Annotated in this window: 24 protein-coding genes; 14 read left to right on the top strand and 10 right to left on the bottom strand. The window is 56.8% G+C overall.

The window, feature by feature from the left end; translation table 11 throughout:
- The first annotated feature begins 22 nt into the window (after window positions 1-22).
- From znuA to lpxM, 3 genes are all read left to right on the top strand, one after another.
- On the top strand, window positions 23-967 hold the full coding sequence (gene znuA / locus HMPREF3142_RS18015) for a zinc ABC transporter substrate-binding protein ZnuA (RefSeq protein WP_008804251.1): 945 nt from the start codon (window positions 23-25) through the stop codon (window positions 965-967).
- A 15-nt stretch (window positions 968-982) separates the two neighbouring features.
- Window positions 983-2,302, top strand: a complete 1,320-nt coding sequence (gene mepM / locus HMPREF3142_RS18010) for a murein DD-endopeptidase MepM (RefSeq protein ID WP_012541251.1) — start codon at window positions 983-985, stop codon at window positions 2,300-2,302.
- Window positions 2,303-2,419: 117 nt separating this feature from the next.
- Window positions 2,420-3,391 (top strand): lauroyl-Kdo(2)-lipid IV(A) myristoyltransferase, encoded by a 972-nt coding sequence (gene lpxM / locus HMPREF3142_RS18005; RefSeq protein ID WP_008804253.1) that lies wholly within the window; start codon window positions 2,420-2,422, stop codon window positions 3,389-3,391.
- Between the two features lie 30 nt (window positions 3,392-3,421).
- Here the strand turns inward: lpxM and dcuR are convergent, their stop codons facing one another.
- From dcuR to HMPREF3142_RS17990, 3 genes are all read right to left on the bottom strand, one after another.
- The gene (dcuR, locus tag HMPREF3142_RS18000) at window positions 3,422-4,138 is read right to left on the bottom strand and encodes a two-component system response regulator DcuR (protein WP_008804254.1); all 717 of its coding nucleotides are present in this window, start codon (window positions 4,136-4,138) and stop codon (window positions 3,422-3,424) included.
- A 64-nt stretch (window positions 4,139-4,202) separates the two neighbouring features.
- The gene (locus HMPREF3142_RS17995) at window positions 4,203-5,888 is read right to left on the bottom strand and encodes an NAD-dependent malic enzyme (RefSeq protein ID WP_008804255.1); all 1,686 of its coding nucleotides are present in this window, start codon (window positions 5,886-5,888) and stop codon (window positions 4,203-4,205) included.
- Between the two features lie 62 nt (window positions 5,889-5,950).
- The gene (locus HMPREF3142_RS17990; protein ID WP_064171059.1) at window positions 5,951-6,898 is read right to left on the bottom strand and encodes an AEC family transporter; all 948 of its coding nucleotides are present in this window, start codon (window positions 6,896-6,898) and stop codon (window positions 5,951-5,953) included.
- Window positions 6,899-7,317: 419 nt separating this feature from the next.
- On the opposite strand from HMPREF3142_RS17990, the gene HMPREF3142_RS17985 reads away from it, so the two are divergent.
- Complete coding sequence (locus HMPREF3142_RS17985; RefSeq protein WP_064171060.1) at window positions 7,318-8,652, top strand: 2-hydroxycarboxylate transporter family protein; 1,335 nt, start codon at window positions 7,318-7,320, stop codon at window positions 8,650-8,652.
- A 62-nt stretch (window positions 8,653-8,714) separates the two neighbouring features.
- Here the strand turns inward: HMPREF3142_RS17985 and pyk are convergent, their stop codons facing one another.
- The gene (gene pyk / locus HMPREF3142_RS17980) at window positions 8,715-10,157 is read right to left on the bottom strand and encodes a pyruvate kinase (RefSeq protein WP_002911440.1); all 1,443 of its coding nucleotides are present in this window, start codon (window positions 10,155-10,157) and stop codon (window positions 8,715-8,717) included.
- A 125-nt stretch (window positions 10,158-10,282) separates the two neighbouring features.
- Window positions 10,283-11,188, bottom strand: a complete 906-nt coding sequence (locus tag HMPREF3142_RS17975) for a MurR/RpiR family transcriptional regulator (protein WP_162493240.1) — start codon at window positions 11,186-11,188, stop codon at window positions 10,283-10,285.
- Between the two features lie 159 nt (window positions 11,189-11,347).
- Between HMPREF3142_RS17975 and HMPREF3142_RS28215 the strand changes: the two genes are divergently transcribed.
- The 4 genes from HMPREF3142_RS28215 to HMPREF3142_RS17960 all read left to right on the top strand — a co-directional run bounded on the left by HMPREF3142_RS28215 (window position 11,348) and on the right by HMPREF3142_RS17960 (window position 15,697).
- On the top strand, window positions 11,348-11,497 hold the full coding sequence (locus tag HMPREF3142_RS28215) for a hypothetical protein (protein ID WP_004145554.1): 150 nt from the start codon (window positions 11,348-11,350) through the stop codon (window positions 11,495-11,497).
- Between the two features lie 10 nt (window positions 11,498-11,507).
- Window positions 11,508-12,983: a glucose-6-phosphate dehydrogenase gene (gene zwf / locus HMPREF3142_RS17970; protein ID WP_008804260.1), complete on the top strand. Its 1,476-nt coding sequence runs from the start codon at window positions 11,508-11,510 to the stop codon at window positions 12,981-12,983.
- A gap of 222 nt (window positions 12,984-13,205) precedes the next feature.
- The gene (edd, locus tag HMPREF3142_RS17965) at window positions 13,206-15,017 is read left to right on the top strand and encodes a phosphogluconate dehydratase (protein ID WP_008804261.1); all 1,812 of its coding nucleotides are present in this window, start codon (window positions 13,206-13,208) and stop codon (window positions 15,015-15,017) included.
- Window positions 15,018-15,055: 38 nt separating this feature from the next.
- A complete protein-coding gene (locus tag HMPREF3142_RS17960; RefSeq protein WP_002911423.1) occupies window positions 15,056-15,697 on the top strand; it encodes a bifunctional 4-hydroxy-2-oxoglutarate aldolase/2-dehydro-3-deoxy-phosphogluconate aldolase in 642 nt (213 codons plus the stop codon).
- Between the two features lie 57 nt (window positions 15,698-15,754).
- Here HMPREF3142_RS17960 and purT read toward each other — a convergent pair whose 3' ends face one another.
- A complete protein-coding gene (gene purT / locus HMPREF3142_RS17955; protein ID WP_012541255.1) occupies window positions 15,755-16,933 on the bottom strand; it encodes a formate-dependent phosphoribosylglycinamide formyltransferase in 1,179 nt (392 codons plus the stop codon).
- Window positions 16,934-17,068: 135 nt separating this feature from the next.
- On the opposite strand from purT, the gene HMPREF3142_RS17950 reads away from it, so the two are divergent.
- From HMPREF3142_RS17950 to ptrB, 3 genes are all read left to right on the top strand, one after another.
- Window positions 17,069-17,416 carry a YebG family protein gene (locus HMPREF3142_RS17950; RefSeq protein WP_012967680.1) on the top strand — a complete coding sequence of 116 codons (348 nt, stop codon included), beginning with the start codon at window positions 17,069-17,071 and terminating at the stop codon, window positions 17,414-17,416.
- A 141-nt stretch (window positions 17,417-17,557) separates the two neighbouring features.
- Window positions 17,558-18,220 (top strand): tellurite resistance TerB family protein, encoded by a 663-nt coding sequence (locus HMPREF3142_RS17945; RefSeq protein ID WP_070612271.1) that lies wholly within the window; start codon window positions 17,558-17,560, stop codon window positions 18,218-18,220.
- 120 nt (window positions 18,221-18,340) lie between these two features.
- Window positions 18,341-20,401: an oligopeptidase B gene (gene ptrB / locus HMPREF3142_RS17940; protein WP_070612270.1), complete on the top strand. Its 2,061-nt coding sequence runs from the start codon at window positions 18,341-18,343 to the stop codon at window positions 20,399-20,401.
- Window positions 20,402-20,404: 3 nt separating this feature from the next.
- On the opposite strand, the gene exoX is transcribed toward ptrB, so the two are convergent.
- Both exoX and HMPREF3142_RS17930 read right to left on the bottom strand, forming a co-directional pair.
- Window positions 20,405-21,064: an exodeoxyribonuclease X gene (exoX, locus tag HMPREF3142_RS17935; protein WP_070612269.1), complete on the bottom strand. Its 660-nt coding sequence runs from the start codon at window positions 21,062-21,064 to the stop codon at window positions 20,405-20,407.
- A 78-nt stretch (window positions 21,065-21,142) separates the two neighbouring features.
- Complete coding sequence (locus HMPREF3142_RS17930; protein ID WP_012541260.1) at window positions 21,143-21,373, bottom strand: DNA polymerase III subunit theta; 231 nt, start codon at window positions 21,371-21,373, stop codon at window positions 21,143-21,145.
- 113 nt (window positions 21,374-21,486) lie between these two features.
- Between HMPREF3142_RS17930 and yobA the strand changes: the two genes are divergently transcribed.
- The 3 genes from yobA to HMPREF3142_RS17915 are packed head-to-tail and all read left to right on the top strand — an operon-like array spanning window position 21,487 to window position 23,089.
- The gene (yobA, locus tag HMPREF3142_RS17925) at window positions 21,487-21,861 is read left to right on the top strand and encodes a CopC domain-containing protein YobA (protein ID WP_012541261.1); all 375 of its coding nucleotides are present in this window, start codon (window positions 21,487-21,489) and stop codon (window positions 21,859-21,861) included.
- A gap of 3 nt (window positions 21,862-21,864) precedes the next feature.
- Entirely contained in the window at window positions 21,865-22,734 is an 870-nt protein-coding gene (gene copD / locus HMPREF3142_RS17920; RefSeq protein WP_012541262.1) for a copper homeostasis membrane protein CopD, read from the top strand.
- A gap of 16 nt (window positions 22,735-22,750) precedes the next feature.
- Window positions 22,751-23,089, top strand: coding sequence for a YebY family protein (locus tag HMPREF3142_RS17915; protein ID WP_070612268.1), 339 nt, complete (start codon window positions 22,751-22,753; stop codon window positions 23,087-23,089).
- A 644-nt stretch (window positions 23,090-23,733) separates the two neighbouring features.
- Here HMPREF3142_RS17915 and HMPREF3142_RS29510 read toward each other — a convergent pair.
- Together HMPREF3142_RS29510 and HMPREF3142_RS17905 are read right to left on the bottom strand one after the other, a co-directional pair.
- Window positions 23,734-23,877, bottom strand: a complete 144-nt coding sequence (locus tag HMPREF3142_RS29510) for an Ecr family regulatory small membrane protein (RefSeq protein WP_046621074.1) — start codon at window positions 23,875-23,877, stop codon at window positions 23,734-23,736.
- A gap of 103 nt (window positions 23,878-23,980) precedes the next feature.
- Window positions 23,981-24,949 (bottom strand): VirK/YbjX family protein, encoded by a 969-nt coding sequence (locus tag HMPREF3142_RS17905; RefSeq protein WP_162493241.1) that lies wholly within the window; start codon window positions 24,947-24,949, stop codon window positions 23,981-23,983.
- Window positions 24,950-24,992 lie beyond the last annotated feature (43 nt).

Genomic DNA, 24,992 nt, shown 5'->3' with positions numbered 1-24,992 from the left:
CGTTTCGATGACTAGACGCATTATGTTACATAAAAATACGCTTCTTTGCGCTGGACTTGGCGCTGTTTTTTTGTTCGCGCAGGTTCCGCTGGCCAGCGCCGCCGTAGTGACTTCCATGAAACCGCTGGGCTTTATCGCAGCCGCCATCGCCGATGGGGTGACAGATACTCAGGTGCTATTGCCCGACGGCGCCTCAGAGCATGACTATTCACTGCGGCCTTCTGATGTAAAACGCTTACAGAACGCAGACTTAGTGGTATGGATTGGGCCGGAAATGGAAGCCTTTATGGATAGGTCGACGCAAAGCATTGCGGCGAATAAAAAGGTGACCATCGCGGAGCTGGAAGGGGTGAAGCCGCTGCTGATGACCGGGGCGGATGACGATGACGATCATGATGGTCATGACCACGGCGCAGCAGAAAAAAGTGACGGCGATCACCATCACGGTATTTACAATATGCATCTGTGGTTATCCCCAGAGATAGCGCGGCTTTCGGCGGTTGCAATCCACGATAAATTATTAGAACTTATGCCGCAGAGTCGAGCCAAACTCGACAGCAACCTGCAGCAGTTCGAGGCCGCGCTGGCGGCGACTGACAAGCAGGTTAGCAATGAGCTGGCACCGCTGAAAGGGAAGGGCTATTTCGTTTTTCATGACGCCTACGGTTACTTTGAAAAACACTACGGTTTGACCTCGCTGGGGCACTTTACCGTCAACCCTGAAATACAGCCTGGTGCGCAGCGTTTACACGAAATCAGAACACAACTGGTTGAGCAGAAGGCCACGTGCGTTTTTGCTGAGCCACAGTTCAGGCCAGCGGTTATCGAAGCTGTTGCCCGGGGCACGTCTGTGCGCATGGGAACCCTGGATCCGCTGGGTACTGGAATTACGTTGGGTAAAGCGAGTTACCCGCAATTCCTGACCCAGCTGGCGAATCAGTATTCGAGCTGCCTGAAAGGAGATTAACGAGGAAGTGAATACGTGCAACAGATAGCCCGCGCTGTCACTCAGGCATTCAACAATCTGCCACGACCTCATCGCGTCATGTTGGGGTCGCTTAGCGTTCTTACCTTAGCGGTCGCCGTCTGGCGACCCTACATTTACCACCCGGAATCCGCCCCCATCGTCAGAACCATTGAACTGGAAAAAAGCGAGATCCGTTCCCTGCTGCCGGAAGCCTCCGAGCCGATCGACCAGGCCCCGCAGGAAGAAGAAGCCATTCCTCAGGATGAACTCGACGAGAAGGCCGATACCGATGCCGGCGGTCATGAATATGTGGTGTCGACTGGCGATACGCTCAGCAGCATCCTGAACCAGTACGGTATCGATATGGGCGATATCGCCCAGCTTTCCTCCGCCGATAAAGAGCTGCGTAATCTGAAGATTGGCCAGCAGCTCTCCTGGACCCTGACCGCGGACGGCGATCTGCAGAGCCTGACCTGGGAGATGTCCCGCCGCGAAACCCGCACTTATACCCGTGTGGACAACGGTTTTAAAATGAGCAGCGAGCTGCAGAAAGGCGACTGGGTCAACAATGTGCTGAAGGGCACCGTCGGCGCCAGCTTTGTCTCCAGCGCGCGCGATGCCGGCCTGACCAGTACCGAAATCAGCGCGGTGATCAAGGCCATGCAGTGGCAGATGGATTTCCGTAAGCTGAAAAAAGGCGACGAGTTCTCGGTATTGATGTCGCGCGAAATGCTCGACGGCAAGCGCGAGCAAAGTCAGCTGCTGGGCGTGCGTTTGCGCTCCGACGGTAAGGATTACTATGCTATCCGTGCCGAAGACGGCAAATTCTACGATCGTAACGGGACGGGGCTGGCGAAAGGCTTTATGCGCTTCCCGACGGCGCGTCAGTTCCGCGTTTCCTCTAACTTTAACCCGCGTCGTCTGAATCCGGTCACCGGGCGCGTCGCGCCGCATCGTGGCGTCGATTTCGCGATGCCGCAGGGGACGCCGGTGCTGGCAGTGGGTGATGGCGAAGTGGTAGTGGCCAAGCGCAGCGGCGCTGCCGGGTATTATGTTGCTATCCGCCACGGTCGCACCTATACCACCCGCTATATGCACCTGCGTAAGCTGCTGGTGAAACCGGGGCAGAAAGTGAAGCGCGGCGATCGTATCGCGCTGTCGGGGAATACCGGCCGTTCTACCGGGCCGCACCTGCACTATGAAGTGTGGATCAACCAGCAGGCGGTCAACCCGCTGACGGCTAAGCTGCCGCGTACCGAAGGGCTGAGCGGTTCCGACCGTACCGATTACCTGGCGCAGGTCAAAGAGGTCGTCCCGCAGCTGCGGTTTGACTAACCACCGGTCAGTGGAAAGCCGGTGCCCCAGGGCGCCGGCTTTTTCTTTTGTAGGTTACCTAACGTCTCGCTACACTATCCCATTATCTTGATTAAGCAGTCGACCTGCGGATTGGGCATGGAAACGAAAAAAAATAATATTGAGTTTATCCCTAAGTTTGAGAAATCCTTTTTACTGCCGCGCTACTGGGGCGCGTGGCTGGGCGTCTTTGCCTTCGCAGGCATCGCGCTGACGCCGCCTTCCTTTCGCGATCCGATCCTCGGAAAACTCGGCCGCTTCGTAGGGCGTTTGGCGAAAAGCTCGCGGCGCCGGGCGCAGATTAATTTGCTCTACTGTTTTCCGGAAAAAAGCGAGCACGAACGGGAAGCGATCATCGACGCCATGTATGCCTCGGCGCCGCAGGCGATGGTGATGATGGCCGAGCTGGGCCTGCGCGATCCGCAGAAAATCCTTGCCCGCGTCGACTGGCAGGGGAAAGAGATCATCGACGAGATGCAGCGTAATAACGAGAAAGTGATTTTCCTCGTTCCGCATGCCTGGGGCGTGGATATCCCGGCGATGCTGATGGCCTCCGGTGGGCAGAAGATGGCGGCGATGTTCCACAACCAGGGTAACCCGGTCTTTGATTACGTGTGGAATACCGTGCGCCGTCGTTTTGGCGGGCGTATGCACGCGCGCAACGACGGGATCAAACCGTTTATTCAGTCGGTGCGCCAGGGCTACTGGGGTTACTATCTGCCCGATCAGGATCACGGCGCTGAGCACAGTGAATTTGTGGATTTCTTTGCCACCTACAAGGCGACGCTGCCCGCGATTGGCCGTTTAATGAAGGTATGCCGCGCCCGCGTCGTACCGCTGTTTCCGGTCTATGATGGCCAAACGCATCGCCTGACGGTGCTGGTCCGCCCGCCGATGGACGACCTGCTGGACGCAGACGATACGACGATCGCCCGGCGGATGAACGAAGAAGTGGAAGTGTTTGTTAAGCCGCACACCGAGCAGTACACCTGGATCCTGAAGCTGCTGAAAACGCGCAAGCCGGGTGAAATCGAGCCCTACAAACGCAAAGAGCTGTTCCCAAAGAAGTAGTCTAAAAGAGAGCCAGTGGGCGTTCCTGGCTCACTGGCTATATTGCGTCAGTAACATCAGGTTCTCGACGACAAGCCGGTAGCGATACTCCGGGCGGCCAGTGATACCGTAGTGATTGGTCGTGAAGAGCACGTTTATCTGCTCCAGCCAAATCAGGTATTTACGGCATGACACCCTGGATATCTGCAGCGCCGCCGCCAGCTCGTTGGTCGAAAAATCGCGCGCCTGATGGTCGTCAATCCACTGGCACACCAGGCGAAGGGTTTGCGGCGTCAGTCCTTTCGGCAGGCGGCGGGCGCTTTCCTGTTGCGGGATCCCGCGGCGCAGCAGGGTGTCGATATCCGCCTGGGCATAACAGGATTTCGCCTGCGTCACCTCACGCTTTTTGCGCCATGCCTGCAGGGCCTCCTCAAAGCGCGGAAACTGAAACGGTTTAATCAGGTAATCCACCACGCCATAGTGCAGCGCCGTTTGTAGCGTGAGCGTATCGGCGGCAGACGTCATCATGATGACGTCAATATTCCGCCCATCTGCGCGAAGCGCCGGCAGCAGGTCCAGGCCATTCTCCTGTTGCATATAGACATCCAGCAGCAGTAGATCGACCTGCGCCAGATGGCTTAGCATCGCTTTGGCGTCGCCGATCGTCGCCGCCACCCCGCAGCAGTGAAAATCAGCCACCCGGCTGATAAACAGCCGGTTCAGGTCGGCTACCATGGGATCATCATCGACGATCAGCACATTGAACATGCGTGGTTCCCCGGTGTGGCGGGAAGCCAGCCGGCCTCCCGTAAGATGAGCGGAGCAATGACGATCAGAATGACGATCGTTTATAGGCGGTGTAGCGCGCTCGCCAGAAGGTTTTATCGATATTCGCCGCCAGCTGTGCCTCGTCAATCCGCGGCGCAACGCCGTCCCGCTGCGCGGCGCGAGCGACCTCTGCGGCAATAGCCCGGGAAATCATTTCGATCTCTTCAACCGGCGGCAGTAAAGCACCGGTTTCACGGCTCGCCAAAGGCGAGTGGGCTGCCAGGGTTTTACTGCAGGTGATCAGCATCGCTTCCGTGACGCGCTGCGCTTTACTGGCGAGGATCCCCAGCCCCAGACCGGGAAAAATATAGGCGTTGTTGCACTGAGCGATATCGTAGGTTTTGCCGTCGTAGAAGACGGGTTCGAACGGGCTGCCGGTGGCGATCAGCGCGCTTCCCCGGGTCCACTCCAGCAAATCCTTCGGCTGGGCTTCGGCCCGGGAGGTGGGGTTAGAGAGCGGCATAATAATCGGACGCGGGCAGTGCCGATGCATCTCCTTCACTATCTCTTCGCTAAATAACCCCGGCTGGCCAGACACGCCAATCAGTACGGTAGGGTGGACGTTGCGTACGACATCCATCAGCGACAGTTGGGCGGACTCGGTATCCCAGTGGGCAATACTGGCTCGCGGCGTGACGAGGTCGCGCTGAAAATCGAGCAGATTGGGCATCTCATCCGTCAGCAGGCCAAAGCGGTCAACCATAAAGATACGGCGGCGTGCTTCCTCCTGCGAAAGCCCATCATCCACCATCAGCGCAATGATTTTTTCCGCAATGCCGCATCCGGCCGAACCGCCGCCAAGGAAAACTACCCGCTGGTCGCGGATCGGCGTCCCGGCCGCGGCCGCGGCGGCGATCAGCGTCCCTGAGGTCACGGCGGCGGTGCCCTGGATATCATCGTTAAAACAGCACAGCTGGTGACGATAACGGTTGAGCAGTCGCGTGGCATTCTTTTGGGCAAAATCTTCAAACTGAAGTAATACATTCGGCCAACGTTGCTGAATGGCATGGACAAACATGTCCATAAACTCCAGGTACTGCTCGTCGCTGATGCGCGGATGGCGCCAGCCCATATACAGCGGATCCTCCAGATGCTGCGGGTTGTTGGTGCCGACATCTAGCATGATAGGCAGCGTGGATGCCGGGTGAATACCCCCGCAGGCGGTATATAACGAGAGTTTGCCAATGGGGATCCCCATGCCACCAATCCCCTGGTCGCCCAGCCCCAGAATGCGCTCGCCATCGGTCACCACAATGACTTTGATATCATTGCGGGAAAATCCCTGCAGCATTTCGTCAATCTGGTGACGGTTGGGCCAGGAAATAAACAAACCGCGTCCCCGGCGATATATTTCTGAGAAATGTTCACACGCTTCACCCACCGTCGGGGTATAGATCACCGGCAGCGTTTCTTTCATATGACTGCGCAGCAGGTTATAGAATAATGTCTCGTTAGTATCCTGAATATTCCTGAGATAGATATGGCGCGAAATACTCTTTTTGAACTGGCAAAACTGGCCCCATGCGCGCTCGGTTTGTTCTTCAATGGTTTCAACATTATGGGGTAACAGTCCCTGAAGATTAAATGCCGTGCGTTCACTTTCGGTAAAAGCAAGGCCTTTATTTAATAACGGATTTTCCAGCAGGACGGCACCGTTATAGGGAGTGTATAAGGTTTCTGTGGCTAACATTGGATGACTCCTGAATATCAAATTAAAACATTGCCTGATGTCTTGGTGTTTTATTTCCGTGATTACGAAATGAGATAAATCATGATGCCTTCGGTGACGACGCCGATGGCGGTACCCAGCAAAATAGAGGATGAGGCCGGCTCAATATAGGTATCGCTGCGCAGCGCAAACATCCCTGCCGCGATGGCGGAAGGCGTCGCGCCGATGATAATAACCTGTTGCATTAAGGTATGACTGAGCCCAAAGGCCAGTCCGGCCAGGGCCATCATTGCCGGTTGGATCAGATTTTTGATACTGATATTGGTACAGGTTTGAATATTGACCGTCGGGCGTTCGCCGTAAAACAGCAGTCCCAGGGCGAACAGTGACAGACCGCCGGCGATTTTACCCACCATTTCAATAGGCATACTGAGCATAGGTGGCAGCTGGACTCCCGCCAGGCTGAGCAATACGCCGGAAATTGGGATCCAGACGATGGGGTTTCTCACGGCCTTCAGTAGGTTTTGCAGGATCAGCTGCCCGGCGTGAAGCTGGGGTTCATCCGCGCTCCGGTGCTTGTCTCCCATGCGAATCAGGATAATAGTCAGGGGGATCATCAATACGCTGGTCACCAGGTTTCCGATAAGCACGCCGAGAAAACCCTCCGGACCTATCAGTACCGCCAGAACGGGCGCGCCAAAGTAGGCCATATCGGGGAAGGCGCAAACCAGCGACTGAATCGCGCTGGTTTTAATATCATGACGGAAAACATAGCGTGAGATCAGCAGCGCGAGAAAATAGGACCCCATCAGGCCAATGACTAACACCGCCATAAAGGTGAAGTTTTTAATTTTATCGGGATGGGTATTTAACGCGCCGATAAAAAGATGGAACGGAAGCGCAAAGCGGATCACCACCGTGGCCAGAACGGAGGCATCCTCGCGCCGGGTATAGCCTAGTTTACCGCTAAGCCATCCCAGCAGCATGATAAATACCAATGGGAAAAGAGATTGTAAGAGTAGTGAAGGCATAAGATGTCCTGACATATTTTATCGGGTTGTTGTGTCGCCAATCTAGCGATCCCGTAATATTTAAAAGGTGATAGTCATCACAGTCGCCTGCCTTTAAATAATTTCGTCTCAGATACTTTACTTACAAATAAAGAAAACAGGGTCAAATCATGGGGTTGTATCTATGGCATTTAAATTTCACCATTGATGAAAACTTTAGCTTTATGACGATAAATTAAATTACTTAAAATCAATTTTATAGTTTAGTCACAAAGCCAACAGAAGAAATCCGTTTGTCATTTTTTGTTTTAAACGCCTGTGCTACCGTTTTGAGTGTATTTTGGTGAGCCGGTGTTTAGTGCTATTTCATTTATGCTGTGACGCAATTTTTAATATTGCGTTACTACCCTACGCTACCTCCTTATCAGTCAGGTAAAAATATGGAAAATAATTCACTCAACCACCCGATAGATAAAACGCAACCGAACGGCCAATCGACACGACTTTTATCCAATATCGACGTTGGTGCCGTGCCGTTAACACTCTTTATCGGTATCGCTGCGATCGTCGCGCTCTCTGCGAGCGCGGGCCTGCTGCCGAAAAATATGATTGGCGGACTGGCGGTCATTATGACCCTGGGATTCGCGCTGGCTAAGATTGGCCGCATGGTGCCAGTATTAAAAGACATTGGCGGGCCGGCTATCTTGTGCCTGATGATGCCCTCAGTGTTGGTCTACTTTGGCGTGTTTGAAGCTCATACGCTCGATACTGTGCACTTGCTGATGAAAGAGGCCAATCTCCTCTATTTCGTCATCGCCTGTCTGGTCGTCGGGAGTATTCTGGGAATGAACCGCACTATTCTGATCCAGGGGATGGTGCGTATGTTTGTCCCGTTGGTGGTGGGGACCGGGGCGGCAATATTAACCGGCCTGCTGGTGGGCAGCTTATTTGGCTACAGTATTTACCACACCTTCTTTTTTATCATCGTGCCAATTATCGGCGGCGGCATCGGCGAAGGGATCCTGCCTTTGTCGCTGGCTTATTCGGCCATTCTCGGGCAAACGCCTGATGTCTATGTTGCCCAACTGGCGCCGGCCGCGGTGGTTGGGAATATTTTCGCCATTATCTGCGCTGGTTTTCTGGCGCGCATGGGCGCACGTCGTCCGGCGCTCTCCGGCAATGGGATGCTGATCCGCAGCCATGACGATAATAGCGTCTTTGCGCAACATCAGAGTACCCAACCCACCGATTTTCAGCTGATGGGCGCCGGGTTGCTGATGATTTGTGCATTTTTCATCGTCGGTGGTCTGCTGGAGAAGGTAGTGCATATTCCCGGGCCGGTGCTGATGATTCTGGCGGCCGTCTTCTGCAAATATACCAACGTTATCCCGGCGGCGATGGAGCTGGGGGCGCATAGCTGCTACAAGTTTGTCTCCGCCGCGCTGGTGTGGCCGCTGATGATCGGCCTGGGCATGCTGTATGTGCCGCTGGAGAGCGTGGTCTCGGTCTTCTCCATTGGCTACGTCGTGGTTTGCGGCTCCATCGTTATTGCCATGGCGCTGAGCGGTTTCTTTATCGCTACTCGCCTGAATATGTATCCGGTGGAAGCCGCTATCGTGACCAGCTGCCATAGCGGCCTTGGAGGAACCGGAGATGTGGCCATCCTCTCGGCGTCAAACAGGATGGGGTTGATGCCGTTTGCCCAGATTGCGACGCGGATCGGCGGGGCGTCGACGGTGATCGCCGCGACGCTGTTGTTGAGCTGGGTGGTGTAATCTGCCAGATAGTGGGCAAAAAAAAACCTGCCAGCGCATCGCTGGCAGGTCGACACCGAGGCTTACTCGACGGTGAGGATACGGGTGGTGTTGGTGCTGCCGATGGTGCTCATCACGTCACCCTGGGTAACGACCACAAGGTCACCAGAGACCAGGTAGCCTTTGTCCCGCAGCAGATTGACGGCATCGTGCGCAGCGGCTACCCCGTCATTCTGGCTGTCGAAGAACACCGGGGTCACCCCGCGGTAGAGTGCGGTCAGGTTCAGGGTGCGCTCGTGGCGGGAAAGGGCGAAAATCGGCAGACCGGAGCTGATGCGCGAGGTCATCAGCGCGGTGCGGCCCGATTCGGTCATGGTGATGATGGCCGTGATGCCTTTCAGGTGGTTGGCGGCATACATCGCCGACATGGCAATCGCTTCTTCCACGTTGTCGAACTGGACGTCCAGACGGTGTTTGGAAACGTTGAGGCTCGGGATTTTTTCGGCGCCCAGACACACGCGCGCCATCGCGGCCACGGTTTCCGACGGATACTGACCGGCAGCGGTTTCCGCAGAGAGCATCACCGCATCGGTGCCATCCAGCACGGCGTTGGCCACGTCCATCACTTCCGCACGAGTCGGCATCGGGTTGGTGATCATCGACTCCATCATCTGGGTGGCGGTAATGACGGAACGGTTCAGCTGACGGGCACGACGAATCAGCGCTTTCTGGATACCCACCAGCTCTGGATCGCCGATTTCGACGCCGAGGTCGCCGCGCGCAACCATGACCACATCGGAGGCGAGGATCACGTCGTCCATCGCATCCTGATCGCAGACCGCTTCCGCACGCTCAACTTTGGCGACGATTTTCGCATCGCAGCCGGCATCGCGCGCCAGGCGACGGGCGTAGTTCAGGTCTTCGCCGCAGCGCGGGAAAGAGACCGCCAGGTAGTCGACGCCGATTTTGGCGGCGGTGACGATATCGGCCTTGTCTTTGTCGGTCAGCGCTTCGGCAGACAGGCCGCCGCCCAGCTTGTTGATCCCTTTGTTGTTAGACAACGGACCGCCGACGGTCACTTCAGTGAACACTTTCATCCCCTGAACTTCGAGGACTTTCAGCTGCACGCGACCATCGTCGAGCAGCAGGATATCGCCCGGCACGACATCCGCCGGCAGGCCTTTGTAGTCGATCCCGACTTTCTCTTTGTCGCCTTCACCTTTACCAAGGTTAGCGTCGAGCAGGAATTTATCGCCGACGTTGAGGAAAATTTTGCCTTCTTTGAAGGTCGATACGCGAATTTTTGGTCCCTGGAGGTCGCCGAGGATGGCCACGTGACGGCCCAGTTTTGCCGCAATCTCACGCACTTTGTCGGCACGGAGCTGATGATCTTCCGGGGTGCCGTGAGAGAAGTTCATACGCACTACGTTTGCGCCCGCGGCGATAACTTTTTCCAGGTTGTTATCGCGGTCAGTTGCCGGGCCTAAGGTAGTAACGATTTTGGTTCTGCGAAGCCTTCTGGACATGTAATACTCCGTTGACTGATACAACTTTGGTGTTGCGTGAACATGGATTCGGTAGCGCCAGCCTGCAACGTCGCACAGCCGGATCGTTATCGAAGGTGTAATGGGGTACTGCTTGTTATCAACTTTTATTGATTATCACTGGGTACGAACGGTTCTTTATCAAAACGCGATTCCTTCAGCGCTTCCTTGACCCTCTTCAAGTTATCTCTGAATTTTGCTCCCCGACGCAGCGTAAACCCCGTCGCCAATACGTCGATGACGGTCAGCTGGGCGAGACGGGAGACCATCGGCATATAGATGTCGGTATCTTCCGGCACATCGAGGGTGATGGCGAGCGTGGCTTCCCGGGCCAGGGGGGTACCGGCGGAGGTGAGGGCGATCACCATGGCATCGTTTTCACGGGCCAGCTGCGCCAGCTCCACCAGGCTCTTGGTTCTTCCGGTATGCGAGATAATCACCACCACATCATCGTCATCGCAATTCATACAGCTCATGCGTTGCAGGACAATGTCGTCGGAATAGATGACCGGCACGTTAAAGCGGAAAAATTTGTTCATCGCATCATGGGCGACCGCCGCCGAGGAACCGAGGCCGAAAAAGGCGATTTTTTTGGCCTGAGTCAGCAGATCCACCGCGCGATTCACCGCCGACATGTCGAGAGAATGGTGGACCTGATCTAAACTCGCCATGGCCGATTCGAATATTTTTCCCGTGTATGACTCAACGCTGTCGTCTTCATCAACATTCCGGTTAACATAGAGCGTGCCGTGCGCGAGGCTCTGGGCAAGGTGCAGTTTAAAATCAGGAAACCCGCGGGTTTCGAGACTGCGGCAGAAGCGATTGACGGTCGGTTCGCTCACCCCGGCCTCAAGGGCGAGGGCGGCGATGCTCGAATGAATGGCCTGCGCGGGGGTGGCGAGGATCACTTCCGCCACTTTGCGTTCAGATTTGCTAAGGTGTTCCAGTCGGGACTGGATTTTTTCCAGCATGTTCATTAGTAACAGGGCGCTCATCAATGGAAACGATTTCATTAATGGGTGAAATCATCGGGCGTTTTAGCAAGAATATACCCCTCCGCAAGCGCAAGCGGTGAGGAATGACGTGAAATAATGTTGTTTTTTTTCATTACATGATCAGAGTCGTATTTTACTGACCTGAAACAGGTACAAACAACGAACAATATCAGCCAGATGCCCAAATCATCGCCGAATGTTTTCACCCTGTGCGGTTTTACCGCCGCAAACGAAGGGGAAGGCTTTCGGGAAATACGTAAACACAGTACAGTGCAGTGTAAGAAAATTACAAATATAGCCTGGCAGAAGCACCAGACTATCAACTGAGGAGAATGACATGGCGGTAACGCAAACGGCCCAGGCATGCGACCTGGTCATTTTCGGCGCGAAGGGCGACCTGGCGCGACGTAAATTGTTGCCTTCCCTGTATCAGCTTGAAAAAGCGGGCCAGATCCACGCCGACACCCGCATCATTGGCGTCGGCCGTGCCGATTGGGATAAAGCGGCTTACACCAAAGTCGTGCGCGAAGCGCTGGAAACCTTCATGAAGGAAAAAATTGATGAGGGTTTGTGGGATTCCCTGAGCGGACGCCTGGAGTTCTGTAATCTTGACGTCAATGACACCAGCGGCTTCACGCGTCTGGGTGAGATGCTGGATCAACAGAACCGTGTCACCATCAACTATTTCGCCATGCCGCCGAGCACCTTTGGCGCGATCTGCAAAGGTCTGGGCGAAGCGAAGCTCAATGCCAAGCCTGCGCGCGTGGTGATGGAAAAACCGCTGGGTACCTCGCTGGAAACCTCGCGTGAAATCAACGACCAGGTCGGCGAGTTTTTTGAAGAGTGCCAGGTCTACCGTATCGACCACTACCTCGGTAAAGAGACGGTCCTCAACCTGCTGGCGCTGCGCTTTGCCAACTCCCTGTTCGTCAATAACTGGGACTGCCGCACTATCGATCATGTCGAAATCACCGTCGCGGAAGAGGTGGGTATTGAAGGGCGCTGGGGTTACTTCGACCAGGCCGGGCAGATGCGCGACATGATCCAGAACCACCTGCTGCAGATCCTCTGCATGATTGCCATGTCACCGCCGTCCGATCTCAGCGCCGACAGCATCCGTGATGAAAAGGTCAAGGTCCTGAAATCCCTGCGCCGCATTGATCGCTCCAACGTGCGTGAGAAAACCGTTCGCGGCCAGTACACCGCCGGCTTTGCCCAGGGCAAAAAAGTCCCGGGTTACCTGGAAGAAGAGGGCGCCAACAAAACCAGTAACACCGAAACCTTCGTGGCGATCCGCGTCGATATCGATAACTGGCGCTGGGCCGGCGTACCGTTCTATCTGCGCACCGGCAAACGTCTGCCGACCAAATGCTCTGAGGTAGTGGTTTACTTCAAAACTCCGGAGCTGAACCTGTTTAAAGAGACCTGGCAGGAGCTGCCGCAGAACAAGCTGACCATTCGTCTGCAGCCGGACGAAGGGGTGGATATCCAGGTGCTGAACAAAGTGCCGGGCCTCGACCATAAGCATAATCTGCAGATCACCAAGCTGGATCTGAGCTACTCCGAGACCTTCAACCAGACGCACCTGGCCGATGCTTATGAGCGTCTGCTGCTGGAGACCATGCGCGGTATCCAGGCGCTGTTCGTGCGCCGTGATGAAGTGGAAGAGGCGTGGAAATGGGTGGATTCCATCACCGAAGCCTGGGCTGCCGACCGCGATGCGCCGAAACCGTATCAGGCAGGGACCTGGGGACCGGTTGCGTCGGTGGCGATGATCACCCGTGACGGCCGCTCATGGAACGAGTTCGAGTAAGCTCGCCGCCTAATCCGTCAGGGTTATTTTACCGGTAACATGATCTGACGCAGAAAGTCGCACGCTTTTTAATCTTTTAAGCCCCATGAGGATTCACCCACGGGGCTTTTTTTATTACACTGCTTTCAGACATTTTGCCCCTGAGCGCTGGTGTTGGTGGCCTTTAGCACAAAAATACGTCATCACGCAGCGGCCGGACAGATACAAATTTGAGGAGCCTTTATGAATTCGACAATGTTACGGGTAACAAATCGCATTATCGAACGGTCGCGTGACACCCGCGCGGCTTACCTCGCAAGGATTAACCAGGCCAAAACCGACACCGTGCATCGTGCGCAACTGGCCTGCGGCAATCTGGCTCACGGTTTCGCGGCCTGTCAGGCTGACGACAAAGCCTCTCTGAAAAGCATGTTGCGCAACAATATCGCCATCATTACCTCCTACAACGATATGTTGTCCGCTCACCAGCCCTACGAACACTATCCGGACATCATCCGTAAAGCGCTGCATAGCGCCAATGCGGTCGGCCAGGTGGCCGGCGGCGTGCCGGCAATGTGCGACGGCGTAACCCAGGGGCAGGACGGTATGGAGCTCTCATTGCTGAGCCGCGAAGTGATCGCCATGTCCGCCGCTATCGGTCTGTCGCATAACATGTTCGATGGCGCGCTATACCTCGGCGTGTGCGATAAAATTGTTCCTGGCCTGACCATGGCGGCACTCTCTTTCGGCCATCTGCCGTCGGTCTTTATTCCCTCCGGCCCAATGGCCAGCGGCCTGGCTAATAAAGAGAAGGTCCGCATTCGCCAGCTGTACGCGGAAGGTAAAGTGGATCGTATGGCGCTGCTGGAGTCTGAAGCTGCCTCGTATCACGCGCCGGGCACCTGTACTTTCTACGGGACGGCGAACACCAACCAGATGGTGGTTGAGTTTATGGGCATGCAACTGCCAGGCTCGTCCTTCGTCCATCCGGATGCCCCGCTGCGGGACGCGCTGACCGCCGCTGCCGCACGCCAGGTCACCCGCATGACCGGCAATGGCAACGAGTGGATGCCGCTGGGGAAAATGTTCGATGAAAAAGTGGTGGTCAACGGCATCGTGGCGCTGCTGGCGACCGGTGGCTCTACCAACCATACCATGCACCTGGTGGCGATGGCCCGCGCGGCGGGGATCATCATTAACTGGGACGATTTCTCCGACCTGTCAGACGTGGTGCCGCTGCTGGCGCGCCTCTATCCCAACGGCCCGGCGGATATCAACCACTTCCAGGCGGCGGGCGGCGTTCCGGTACTGGTGCGCGAGCTGCTGAAAGGCGGCCTGCTGCATGAGGATGTTCACACCGTCGCTGGCTTTGGTCTGTCGCGTTATACCCTGGAGCCGTGGCTCAACAACGGCGAGCTGGACTGGCGTGAAGGGGCGACAGCGCCGCTTGACGATCAGGTCATCGCGACCTTCGAGAAACCGTTCTCCCGCCACGGCGGCACCAAGGTGCTGAGCGGCAACCTGGGGCGCGCGGTAATGAAAACCTCGGCGGTCCCGGTGGAGAATCAGGTGATTGAAGCGCCGGCGGTGGTGTTCGAGAGCCAACACGACGTATTGCCGGCCTTTGAAGCGGGCCTGCTGGATAAAGATTGTGTGGTGGTGGTCCGTCATCAGGGGCCAAAAGCGAACGGGATGCCAGAATTACATAAACTTATGCCGCCACTTGGTGTATTATTGGACCGCCGTTTCAAAATAGCGCTGGTGACCGATGGCCGACTCTCTGGCGCCTCCGGTAAAGTCCCGTCAGCTATCCATGTCACGCCTGAAGCCTATGATGGTGGGTTGCTGGCGAAAGTGCGCGATGGCGATGTGATTCGCGTGAACGGGCAGACGGGAGAACTGACGCTGCTGGTGGACGATGCCGAACTGGCGGCGCGTCAGCCGCATATCCCTGACCTCAGCGCGTCGCGCGTGGGAACCGGTAGGGAGATGTTTGGGGCGCTGCGTGAGAAGCTCTCTGGCGCGGAGCAGGGCGCAACCTGCATCACTTTTTAAGACGATTTTATTTCTAGATCTGGCGAGAGAAAATCCTGATGAAAAACTGGAAAACAACAGCAGAAGCAATCCTCACCTCCGGTCCGGTTGTCCCGGTTATCGTGGTGAAAAAGCTGGAGCATGCGGTACCGATGGCGAAAGCGCTGGTCGCGGGCGGCGTGCGCGTGCTGGAAGTCACCCTGCGCACCGAGTGCGCCCTGGAAGCGATCCGCGCGATTGCTAAAGAAGTGCCGGACGCGATTGTCGGCGCGGGCACGGTCACCAACGTCGAGCAACTGAAAGCGGTAACGGAAGCTGGCGCGCAGTTCGCTATCAGCCCGGGACTGACCGAATCCCTGCTGAAAGCGGCGACCGAAGACGGCACCATTCCGCTGATCCCGGGGATCAGCACGGTTTCCGAGCTGATGCTGGGTATGCAGTATGGTCTGAAAGAGTTTAAATTCTTCCCGGCGGAAGCCAACGGCGGCGTGAAAGCCCTGCAGGCGATTGCGGGTCCGTTCGGCCACATTCGTTTCTGCCCTACCGGCGGTATTTCTCCGGCCAACTACCGTGACTACCTGGCGCTGAATAGCGTGCTGTGCATCGGCGGTTCCTGGCTGGTGCCAGCCGACGCGCTGGAGGCCGGCGACTACGATCGCATCACCACCCTGGCGCGTGAAGCGGTGGAAGGCGCGAAGTAAACCGCGCCTCAGGGTCGACAACCCGGTCAGCGGCAACGCGACCGGGTTTTTTTGTCTTTAGCCTTCGACGATGACCGCAGCGGCGGCGGTTTTAGCCCGCGCTACGGCCTCTTCAACCGAATCGGCAACGGCGAGGGTCACCCCCAGGCGGCGGGTACCGTCAATCTCGGGCTTGCCGAACAGTCGCAGCTGCAGGCCAGCCCCGACGGCCGATTGCAGCTGGCCAAAGCTGACGTTCTGACTGGTCAGCTGCGGAAGGATCACTGCGGAAGCGGCCGGACCATACTGGCGGATAGCGCCGACGGGCAGTCCAAGAAAGGCTCGAACGTGCAGGGCGAATTCCGAGAGATCCTGCGAGATCAGCGTTACCATGCCGGTGTCGTGTGGGCGCGGGGAAACTTCGCTGAAGATCACCTCGTCGCCGCATACGAACAGTTCCACGCCAAACAGGCCATGACCCCCCAGCGCCAGCACTACCTTGCGGGCGATGGCCTGGGCACGTTCGAGGGCCAGGTCGCTCATCTGCTGCGGTTGCCAGGACTCACGGTAATCGCCGTCTTCCTGGCGATGGCCAACCGGGGCGCAGAAATGCACGCCGTCGACGGCGCTGACGGTGAGCAGGGTGATTTCGAAATCGAAATTCACCACCCCCTCGACGATCACCCGCCCGGCGCCGGCGCGGCCGCCTTGCTGCGCATAGCGCCAGGCTTCGCTGAGCTGGTCAGCCGAGCGGATAAAGCTCTGACCTTTGCCGGAGGAGCTCATCACTGGTTTGACGATGCACGGCAAACCGATGTCGGTGACCGCCGCGCGGAAGCCTTCTTCGCTGTCGGCAAAGCGATAGCTGGAGGTGGGGAGCTGCAGCTCTTCTGCCGCCAGGCGGCGAATGCCTTCGCGGTTCATGGTGAGCTTAGCCGCCCGCGCCGTGGGGACTACTTTCTGCCCGGCCTGTTCCAGTTCAACCAGGGTATCGGTAGCAATAGCTTCGATCTCCGGCACGATGTAATCGGGTTTTTCCTGTTCAATCAGAGCGCGCAGGCTCTCGCCATGCAGCATATTGATGACATGGGCGCGGTGGGCGACCTGCATCGCCGGGGCATCGGGGTAGCGGTCGACGGCGATAGTTTCAATGCCCAGACGCTGACATTCAATAGCGACTTCTTTGCCCAGCTCGCCGGAACCTAACAGCATTACTTTGGTGGCTGCCGGGCGCAGCGCGGTGCCTAATACAGTCATAACTCTCTTCCGCAGTAAAAAAAGATGCTGCCGATTATAAACGAAAACGTTTGCGTCTGTCTTTACGCGCGTGAGTTGAGTCCGGAGAGGAAATTTGTTATACTGTATAAAAATACAGTATTGAGAGGCTGCAGCATGGCGGTTGAAATTAAATATGTTGTGATCCGCGAAGGTGAGGAAAAAATGTCTTTTGCCAGCAAAAAAGAGGCCGACGCTTACGACAAAATGCTCGATCTGGCAGAGGTGCTGAATGACTGGCTGGTGGCATCGCCGCTGGAGATGGATGACGCCCAGCGTGACACCATGGCGATGTGGCTGGCAGAGCGAAAAGAGGCGCTGCAGCATATCCTGCGCGTCGGCCGATTGCCGGAGCAGGATGCGTCCGCGCACGACTCACCCGCGCCGTCGGCGGCAGAAGAGGCTTCTCCAGCGGAAGACGCCGCGGCGCCAGCGACCAAAGCGCGTAAGGCGAAAGTGGCCTGACTGGCGGCAGCCAGCTATGGCCTGGCTGGGCAGGGATTTGTCTGCCGCGCCCACCTTTGCGCATCTTTAGCCAGATCTAACATTTCCTGACATCGCGTCGTTTAGGCTGATAGCAGTGTTTTATCACCTGAGAGGAAAACCATGGCTAACTGGCTTAATCAACTGCAGTCGCTGCTCGGGCAGCAGGGCGCGTCATCGACAGGCGAGTCGTCAAAAGGGAGCGCACTGCTGCCCGGCGCGATTGGCGGGCTGGCCGGGTTGCTGGTGGCCAGTAAATCCTCACGCAAACTGCTGGCGAAGTACGGCACCAGCGCGCTGCTGGCTGGCGGTGGGGCGGTGGCGGGTACGGTGTTATGGAACAAGTATCAGCAGAAGATGCGCGCTCAAAACGCGCCTGTCCCCGGGGCGAACACGCCGGCTGCCGTGCCGGCGGACGTTGATCCGCGCAGCGTGCGACTGATCACCGCGCTGGTTTTTGCCGCCAGGAGCGATGGTCATATAGATGACCACGAACGGGCTAATATTGAAGCCCAGCTGCGGGCGGCCAATATCGACGTTCAGGCCCGGGTGCTGATCGACCAGGCGCTGGCCCAACCGCTGGATCCTCAGCGTCTGGTGGAGGGCATCGTTGATCCGCAGGAGGCACTGGAGATCTACTACGTCAGCTGCGCGGTCATTGATATCGACCACTTTATGGAACGCAGCTATCTGAACGCGCTGGGAGACGCTTTGTCACTGCCAAAGGATGTCCGGGCCGATATAGAACAGGATATCCAGTCACAAAAACAAGCGCTAAGCGTCTAAATTATCACGTTTCGCTTGCATCGCCCGCGTCTTTTGCCACCCTTATAGACACGTCATCATTCAGGCGCCGCCGTGTGACCTGAATGCTCTTGTGTCACGATAAAGCAGCAGAAGAACAACATGCCACCTAAAGCCAAACGGATCCCTCACGCCATGACCTTGCATGGCGATACACGCATCGATAACTATTACTGGCTGCGCGACGATGAGCGCGCGCGACCTGACGTGCTGGAGTACCTGCACGCGGAGAACGCCTATGGCAAGCGGGTGATGGATTCGCAGCTCAGCCTGCAGGAACGTCTGCTGAAAGAAATTATCGACCGCATTCCGCAACGGGAAGTCTCCGCCCCTTACAGTAAAAATGGTTTTCGCTACCGTCAGGTTTACGAGCCGGGCTGTGAATACGCCATCTATCAGCGCCAGTCGGTGCTCAAAGAGGAGTGGGACGAGTGGGAGATCCTGCTCGACGGCAACCAGCGGGCGGCGAAGCGTGAGTTCTACACCCTTGGCGGACTGGGCGTCGCGCCGAATAACCAATTGATGGCGGTGGCGGAGGATTATCTTTCCCGCCGCCAGTATGGCCTGCGCTTCTGCAACCTTAGCAGCGGTGAATGGTACCCGGAGATCCTGGAAAATGTTACCTCCGGGTTTGCCTGGAGCAATGATTCCCGCTTTGTGTGGTACGTGCGTAAACATCCCACCACACTGCTGCCTTATCAGGTCTGGCGCCACACGGTGGGTACCGCGGCGCAGAGTGATGTGCTGGTCTATGAAGAAAAAGATGAGACCTTCTACGTCAGCGTACATAAGACCACTTCCCAGCAGTTCGTGGTGATTTATCTCTCCAGCGCCACCACCAGTGAAGCATTACTGCTCAACGCCGAACTCCCTGACGCCGAGCCGGTCTGCTTCCTGCCGCGGCGGAAAGATCACGAATACAGCCTCGATCACTATCAGCACGCGTTCTATCTGCGATCCAACCGCGAGGGGAAGAATTTTGGCCTCTACCGTACTGTGCTGCGCGATGAAGATCAGTGGACCTCGCTGATCCCGCCGCGTCACGACGTGATGCTCGAAGGATTTACCCTGTTTACTGACTGGCTGGTCGTCGAGGAGCGCCAGCGCGGCCTGACCAGCCTGCGGCAAATTAACCGCAAGACCCGGGAGGTGGTAGGGATCGCCTTTGACGATCCGGCCTATGTCACCTGGCTTGCCTATAATCCGGAACCTGAAACGTCGCGACTGCGCTACGGGTATTCCTCCATGACCACGCCGGACACCCTGTTTGAACTGGATATGGATACCGGCGAGCGGCGGGTTATCAAGCAGCAGGAGGTGAAGGGGTTGGACACGAGCTGCTACCAGAGCGAACACCTGTGGGTGACCGCCCGCGATGGCGTCGAAGTCCCGGTCTCGCTGGTCTATCATCGCGAACATTTCCGCAAAGGGAGCAATCCGCTGCTGGTCTATGGCTACGGCTCATATGGCGAGAGTATCGATGCCGATTTCAGCGCCAGCCGGCTGAGTCTGCTCAACCGCGGCTTTGTCTACGCCATCGCCCATGTCCGCGGCGGGGGCGAGCTGGGGCAGCAGTGGTATGAGGACGGCAAATTTCTGAGTAAGAAAAATACCTTCAACGACTATCTGGACGTCTGTGACGCGCTGCTGGCCCAGGGGTACGGCGATCCACAGCTCTGCTATGGCATGGGGGGCAGCGCCGGCGGGATGCTGATGGGCGTGGCCGTTAACGAACGTCCTGAGCTGTTTCATGGCGTGATAGCCCAGGTGCCGTTCGTCGATGTGGTGACCACCATGCTGGATGAATCTATTCCACTGACCACCGGGGAATTTGAAGAGTGGGGGAATCCACAGGATGAAACCTATTACCACTACATGAAAAGCTACAGCCCCTACGACGGCGTCCGGGCGCAGGCTTATCCGCATATGCTGGTCACCACCGGACTGCACGATTCCCAGGTGCAATACTGGGAGCCGGCGAAATGGGTGGCCAAACTGCGGGAACTGAAAACCGACGATAACCTGCTGCTGCTCTGTACCGATATGGATTCCGGCCATGGCGGCAAATCCGGGCGCTTTAAAAGCTATGAAGGGGTGGCCCTGGAGTATGCCTTTTTCATTGCCCTGGCGCAGGGGACACTGCCGGGAAAAGCGGCTGTGTGACGATTATTCCTCGAGGTAGTGTTTGAGGGTCAGACGCAGTTCGGGGCTCATCCGGTCGAGATTGTTGAATAACCAGCGCAGGTAGCCGGGGTCGTTTTCAGCAATTTCGGCCACCGCTTTACCCCGGTATTTGCCGAAGGTAAAGGTGGTGAGCAGCGCCGGGCGGCCGGTGATATCGGCCATTTCGTCAGGCGTCCAGCCGGAAACGTTAATGATATCCAGCAGCAGCGCGGCGGTGATATAGCAGTCATACAGCGCGCGGTGGTGATGCAGCCCCGGCGGGGTCGCCACATTCAGCTTACGTGATTTATATAACCCCATATTGCTGTATTTGATCCCCGGCCACAGGCGGCGGGCCAGCTTCATGGTACAAATCCACTCGCCGCTCATCTCCGGTAGCACCCGGCGGTCAAAGCTGGCGTTGTGCGCGACATACCAGGGGCTGCCAAGATAATGCGGAATAATCTCTTCAATCCACGGCTTATCGGCGACCATCTCTTCCGTTATACGGTGAATAGCCATCGCCTGCGGCGTGATGGGCCGATCAGGACGCACCAGATGGCTCATCGGGTTAGTGATTCGCCCGTCGACAATATCGACCGAGGCGATTTCGACGATGCCCCCCTGCAGGCCGCAGGTTTCGGTATCAATGACGCGCAGCATGGCTCGCTCCAGAGCAAAACAACAAGCGTAAAGGAATTGGGTGGTCTTGCCAACCGATGGGGAGCAGGCGGGCGCGCATTATTTCTGCTTCGGCTCCCAGGGCAGTCGGGAAAGCGAGACAGAGGCCAGCCGATGGGCGATCAGTCGTTCGCGGAACCAGTCGCGCAGATGGGCGGGCTGCTCACGCTCGACCAAATCAGCGACCACCGGCATGTTGTATCGCTCCTTAAAGGCGACGCCGGCGGCGGCGAGATCGACGTTGACCTTATCCATCTCAGCTTGCGAAATTTTGGCCAGATTTCTTTCCATTATTAACTCCAGTGTGCTGGTAAACCCGGTCGAGGCGCTGACGCTTAGCTCGACTCTGCCATTATACAGGGTTATTCTCTGTCCTACAGACATAACAAAAGGGAATGACGAATATGCGACTCCTCGCTGGACGCGCGTTGCGCCTCTCCGTTGCGTTTGCCGGTATATTAACCGCGGCAGGCGCCTTCGCCCATGCTCACCTGCAACAGCAGATCCCCGCCGCGGGTGCCCAACTGACCGCGCCCCCTCAGACGCTGACGCTCAGTTTCTCCGAAGGGATCGAACCGGCCTTCAGCGGCGTGACCGTCACCGGTCCGCAGCAGCACGCGGTAGCCGCCGGTAAACTGACCCGCAGCGCTGACAACCCCGCTCAGGTCACCTTACCCCTGGCGGAAACGTTGTCTCCGGGGGAGTACACCGTAGCATGGCATGTGGTCTCGGTTGACGGCCATAAAACCAAAGGGCAATACACTTTTAGCGTGAAGTGATCGATGTTGACCGGGCTCTATATCACGCTGCGTTTTGGGCACTTTATCACCCTGATGTTGGCTTTTGGCTGCGTGCTGTATGGCGCCTGGTGGGCGCCGGTACCGCTGAGGCGCGTGCTGATGCACCGCTTTTATCCGCTATTACGCCCCCTGATGTTGATTGGCGCGCTCTCAACCGTGGCGCTGTATCTGCTGCAGGGGGGGATAATGGGCGACGGCTGGGCGGATGTCTGGCAGCCCGCCGTTTGGCAGGCGGTAGCGGGTACCCGCTTCGGCGGGGTGTGGATCTGGCAGATCCTGCTGGCGTTGACTGCTCTCGCCGTGGTGTGGATCCGCCCCCATCACGGCGCCAGGCAACTGATGGCCCTGCTGGCGGCCCAGCTGCTGCTTTCCGCCGGGGTTGGGCATGCTGCTATGCACGATGGCTTACTCGGCGCCCTGCAGCGGACTAATCATGCCGTCCACCTCTTCTGCGTCGCCAGCTGGTTCGGCGGCCTGTTGCCCTTCATCTACTGCCTGCGTCTGGCGCAGGGGCGCTGGCGTCAGGCTGCGGTCTATACCATGGCGCGCTTTTCGCGTTATGGACATCTGGCGGTGGCCGGCACCCTTGCCAGCGGCGTGGTCAATGCGCTGTTGATCCAGGGGGCGGTGATCGGAACCTCGCCCTGGGGACGCATGCTGTTGATCAAATGTGCGCTGGTCGCCGGGATGGTGGTAATTGCCTTAGTGAACAGGTATGTTCTGGTACCGCGCATGTCGGCAAGCGGTTCGCGGGCGGAAAGCCTGATCCTGCGAACCACGCAGGCTGAGATAGGGCTGGGCGCGCTGGCGCTGCTGGCCGTCAGTCTGTTTGCCACCTGGGAACCTTATTGAATTAACTGGCAAAATCATGAAAAAAATTGTTCTGACCATGTTGTTACTGGCAAGCTCCGGGGCTGCTCTGGCGGCGCCGCAAATTATCACCGTGAGCCGCTTTGAAGTGGGGAAGGAGAGCTGGGCGCTCAACCGTGAAGAGGTGATGTTGACCTGCCGTCCGGGTAACGCGCTTTACGCCATCAACCCGAGTACGCTGGTCCAGTATCCGCTCAATGACGTCGCGGAACAGCAGGTTAAAGCCGGCAAGACGACCGCGCAGCCGATCTCGGTGATCCAGATCGACGATCCGCAGCACCCGGGACAAAAAATGAGCCTTGCGCCATTTATCGAGCGAGCGCAGAAGCTCTGCTAGCGTTCCGCGTTATCTTACTGTAATAGCATAAAAAAAACCGCCCTTGCCGGATAACGGCAGTGGCGGTTTTTTACTGGCTGACAGCCGTTTCCCAGGAATTATACGACCACATTGGCCACGGACTGGAAAAGCTGACGCGTTAAACTATTCTTATAGTGCAAGGCGACTTAGCCTGCATTAATGCCAACTTTTAGCGCACGGCTCTCTCCCAAGAGCCATTTCCCTGGACCGAATACAGGAATCGTATTCGGTCTCTTTTTATCGGTAACCTTCTGCTTTCGCAATAGCCAGCGACATCATGTCAGTCAAACCCCAGGCTGGCCTCTGGATGTCCCGTTATAGCACACCGTTTTTAGCATACACAATCCATTTACACACAAATCGCATCCTGAGGAAGGGTTGCGTCGGGAAGGAGAGATCTGAAGTTGGGGTGGAAAGAGAAAAGAAAAAACCTGCACCTAACCAGGCCCGGCGTGCAGGTTAACTGGCGGGCCAACATCGGAAGGCTGCTAGTATACACATTTGTATGACAAATAAAATAAGCAAAGTCTAATAGGTTTGGCAATTCATGCGATTAGCTATCAATGAACGACCGTATCGCTAAAAATAATAAGCGAATGCGCCGCTATTTACAGCGGCTAAAATTATTCAGGGACGCTAAAGGTGGGATATATTTTACTTTCGAGATAGCAGAGCAAAAGCCAAATTTCATCACTAAAAACAAACCATACGCAGCCCAGCAGAATGACCGCAAGAATAATCAGCAGGAAAATTTCGGTTTTACTCATCATGCCAACCACTATCCAATGGCGCCAGGGGCCATGATAGTAGCGAAATAACGACCGAATAAGCAAACGCCGCGTGTCAGCGCGGCGCTATCCGCAGCGAAATTTACGCACCATGGCGCGGTTGCGTCAGGATGTCCACCTGCTCAGCCAGCTGATCCAGCAGCTGGAACCGACGCCGGTATTCGGCCCGTTTTTTGCTGGCGATACTCTCCAGTGATTTTCGTTCCAGACGCTGCGGCAGCCGCCAGCGCCACGCGCTTTCCGGCTTACCATCGATGGACTGCCAGAACTCGTCGTAGCTGGCGTGGAAATGGCGGCCCTTGCTCAGACGATAGCGCAGGGCACGGAACACATGGCCGTTATCGCTGACGCCATAAATCGACTCGATAGCGCTGCGAGCGGCCAGCAGCCAAATGAACTCCAGCAGCAGGCGCTTCGGGAACAGGCCGAAGCAGGCGCGAGTGGCCTGCTTAATCACCTCATGGGAAACGTGGCGCCGTGGCCCCTGCAGGCCGCCGATGACAAGTTGCCAGGCTTCACCGTCCCAGGTCACGCTAAAGGTTGCGCTGGCCAACAGGGTGTGATCGCCGTCGCGTAGCCATAATGTGGTTTCGCCCTCGCGCTCAGCCTTCCCGGCTGAGGAGGCGGAGAGAGTGAACGGGCTGTCGTCTTTTCCGTTCAGCGTCAGCAGCGGGACCTCGCTCACCGCGGTCATGGCATGCGCCAGCAGCGACCCCTGCAGGGTATCGATGTAGCGATAATGACTTATCACCGCCATCGCCCGCTGCCAGGCGTTAAGATCGCGCGTCAGGTACTGACGGTGCACTTTTCCCGGCAAGGTCGCCTGCGCGGTCAGAAGCTGATTAAAATCATCACGGGCGCTAAGCGACTCAAGCATTGCTTTGGTGGGGCTATAAAATAACGCCGTACGCAGCAGAAATTTAAGGCGAAAATTTTTCTGCCGCCAGATAGGTGCAGGTATTAGTCTGCCCATCACCAGATCGGCAATAAGATGCGAGCGCGGCGCAAGCACGCTGGTTGAATGCAGGCTATTGTCTGTCACGATAAACACCTCGTTGTTATTTCCTCCTATTTTAAAGCGAGCTTCTGATAAG

Origin of the sequence: Klebsiella sp. HMSC16C06 (genome assembly GCF_001808325.1) — a bacterium.
In the GTDB taxonomy this organism is placed as follows: Bacteria; Pseudomonadota; Gammaproteobacteria; order Enterobacterales; family Enterobacteriaceae; genus Klebsiella; species Klebsiella variicola.
This window is presented reverse-complemented; position numbering and strand designations above follow the sequence as displayed.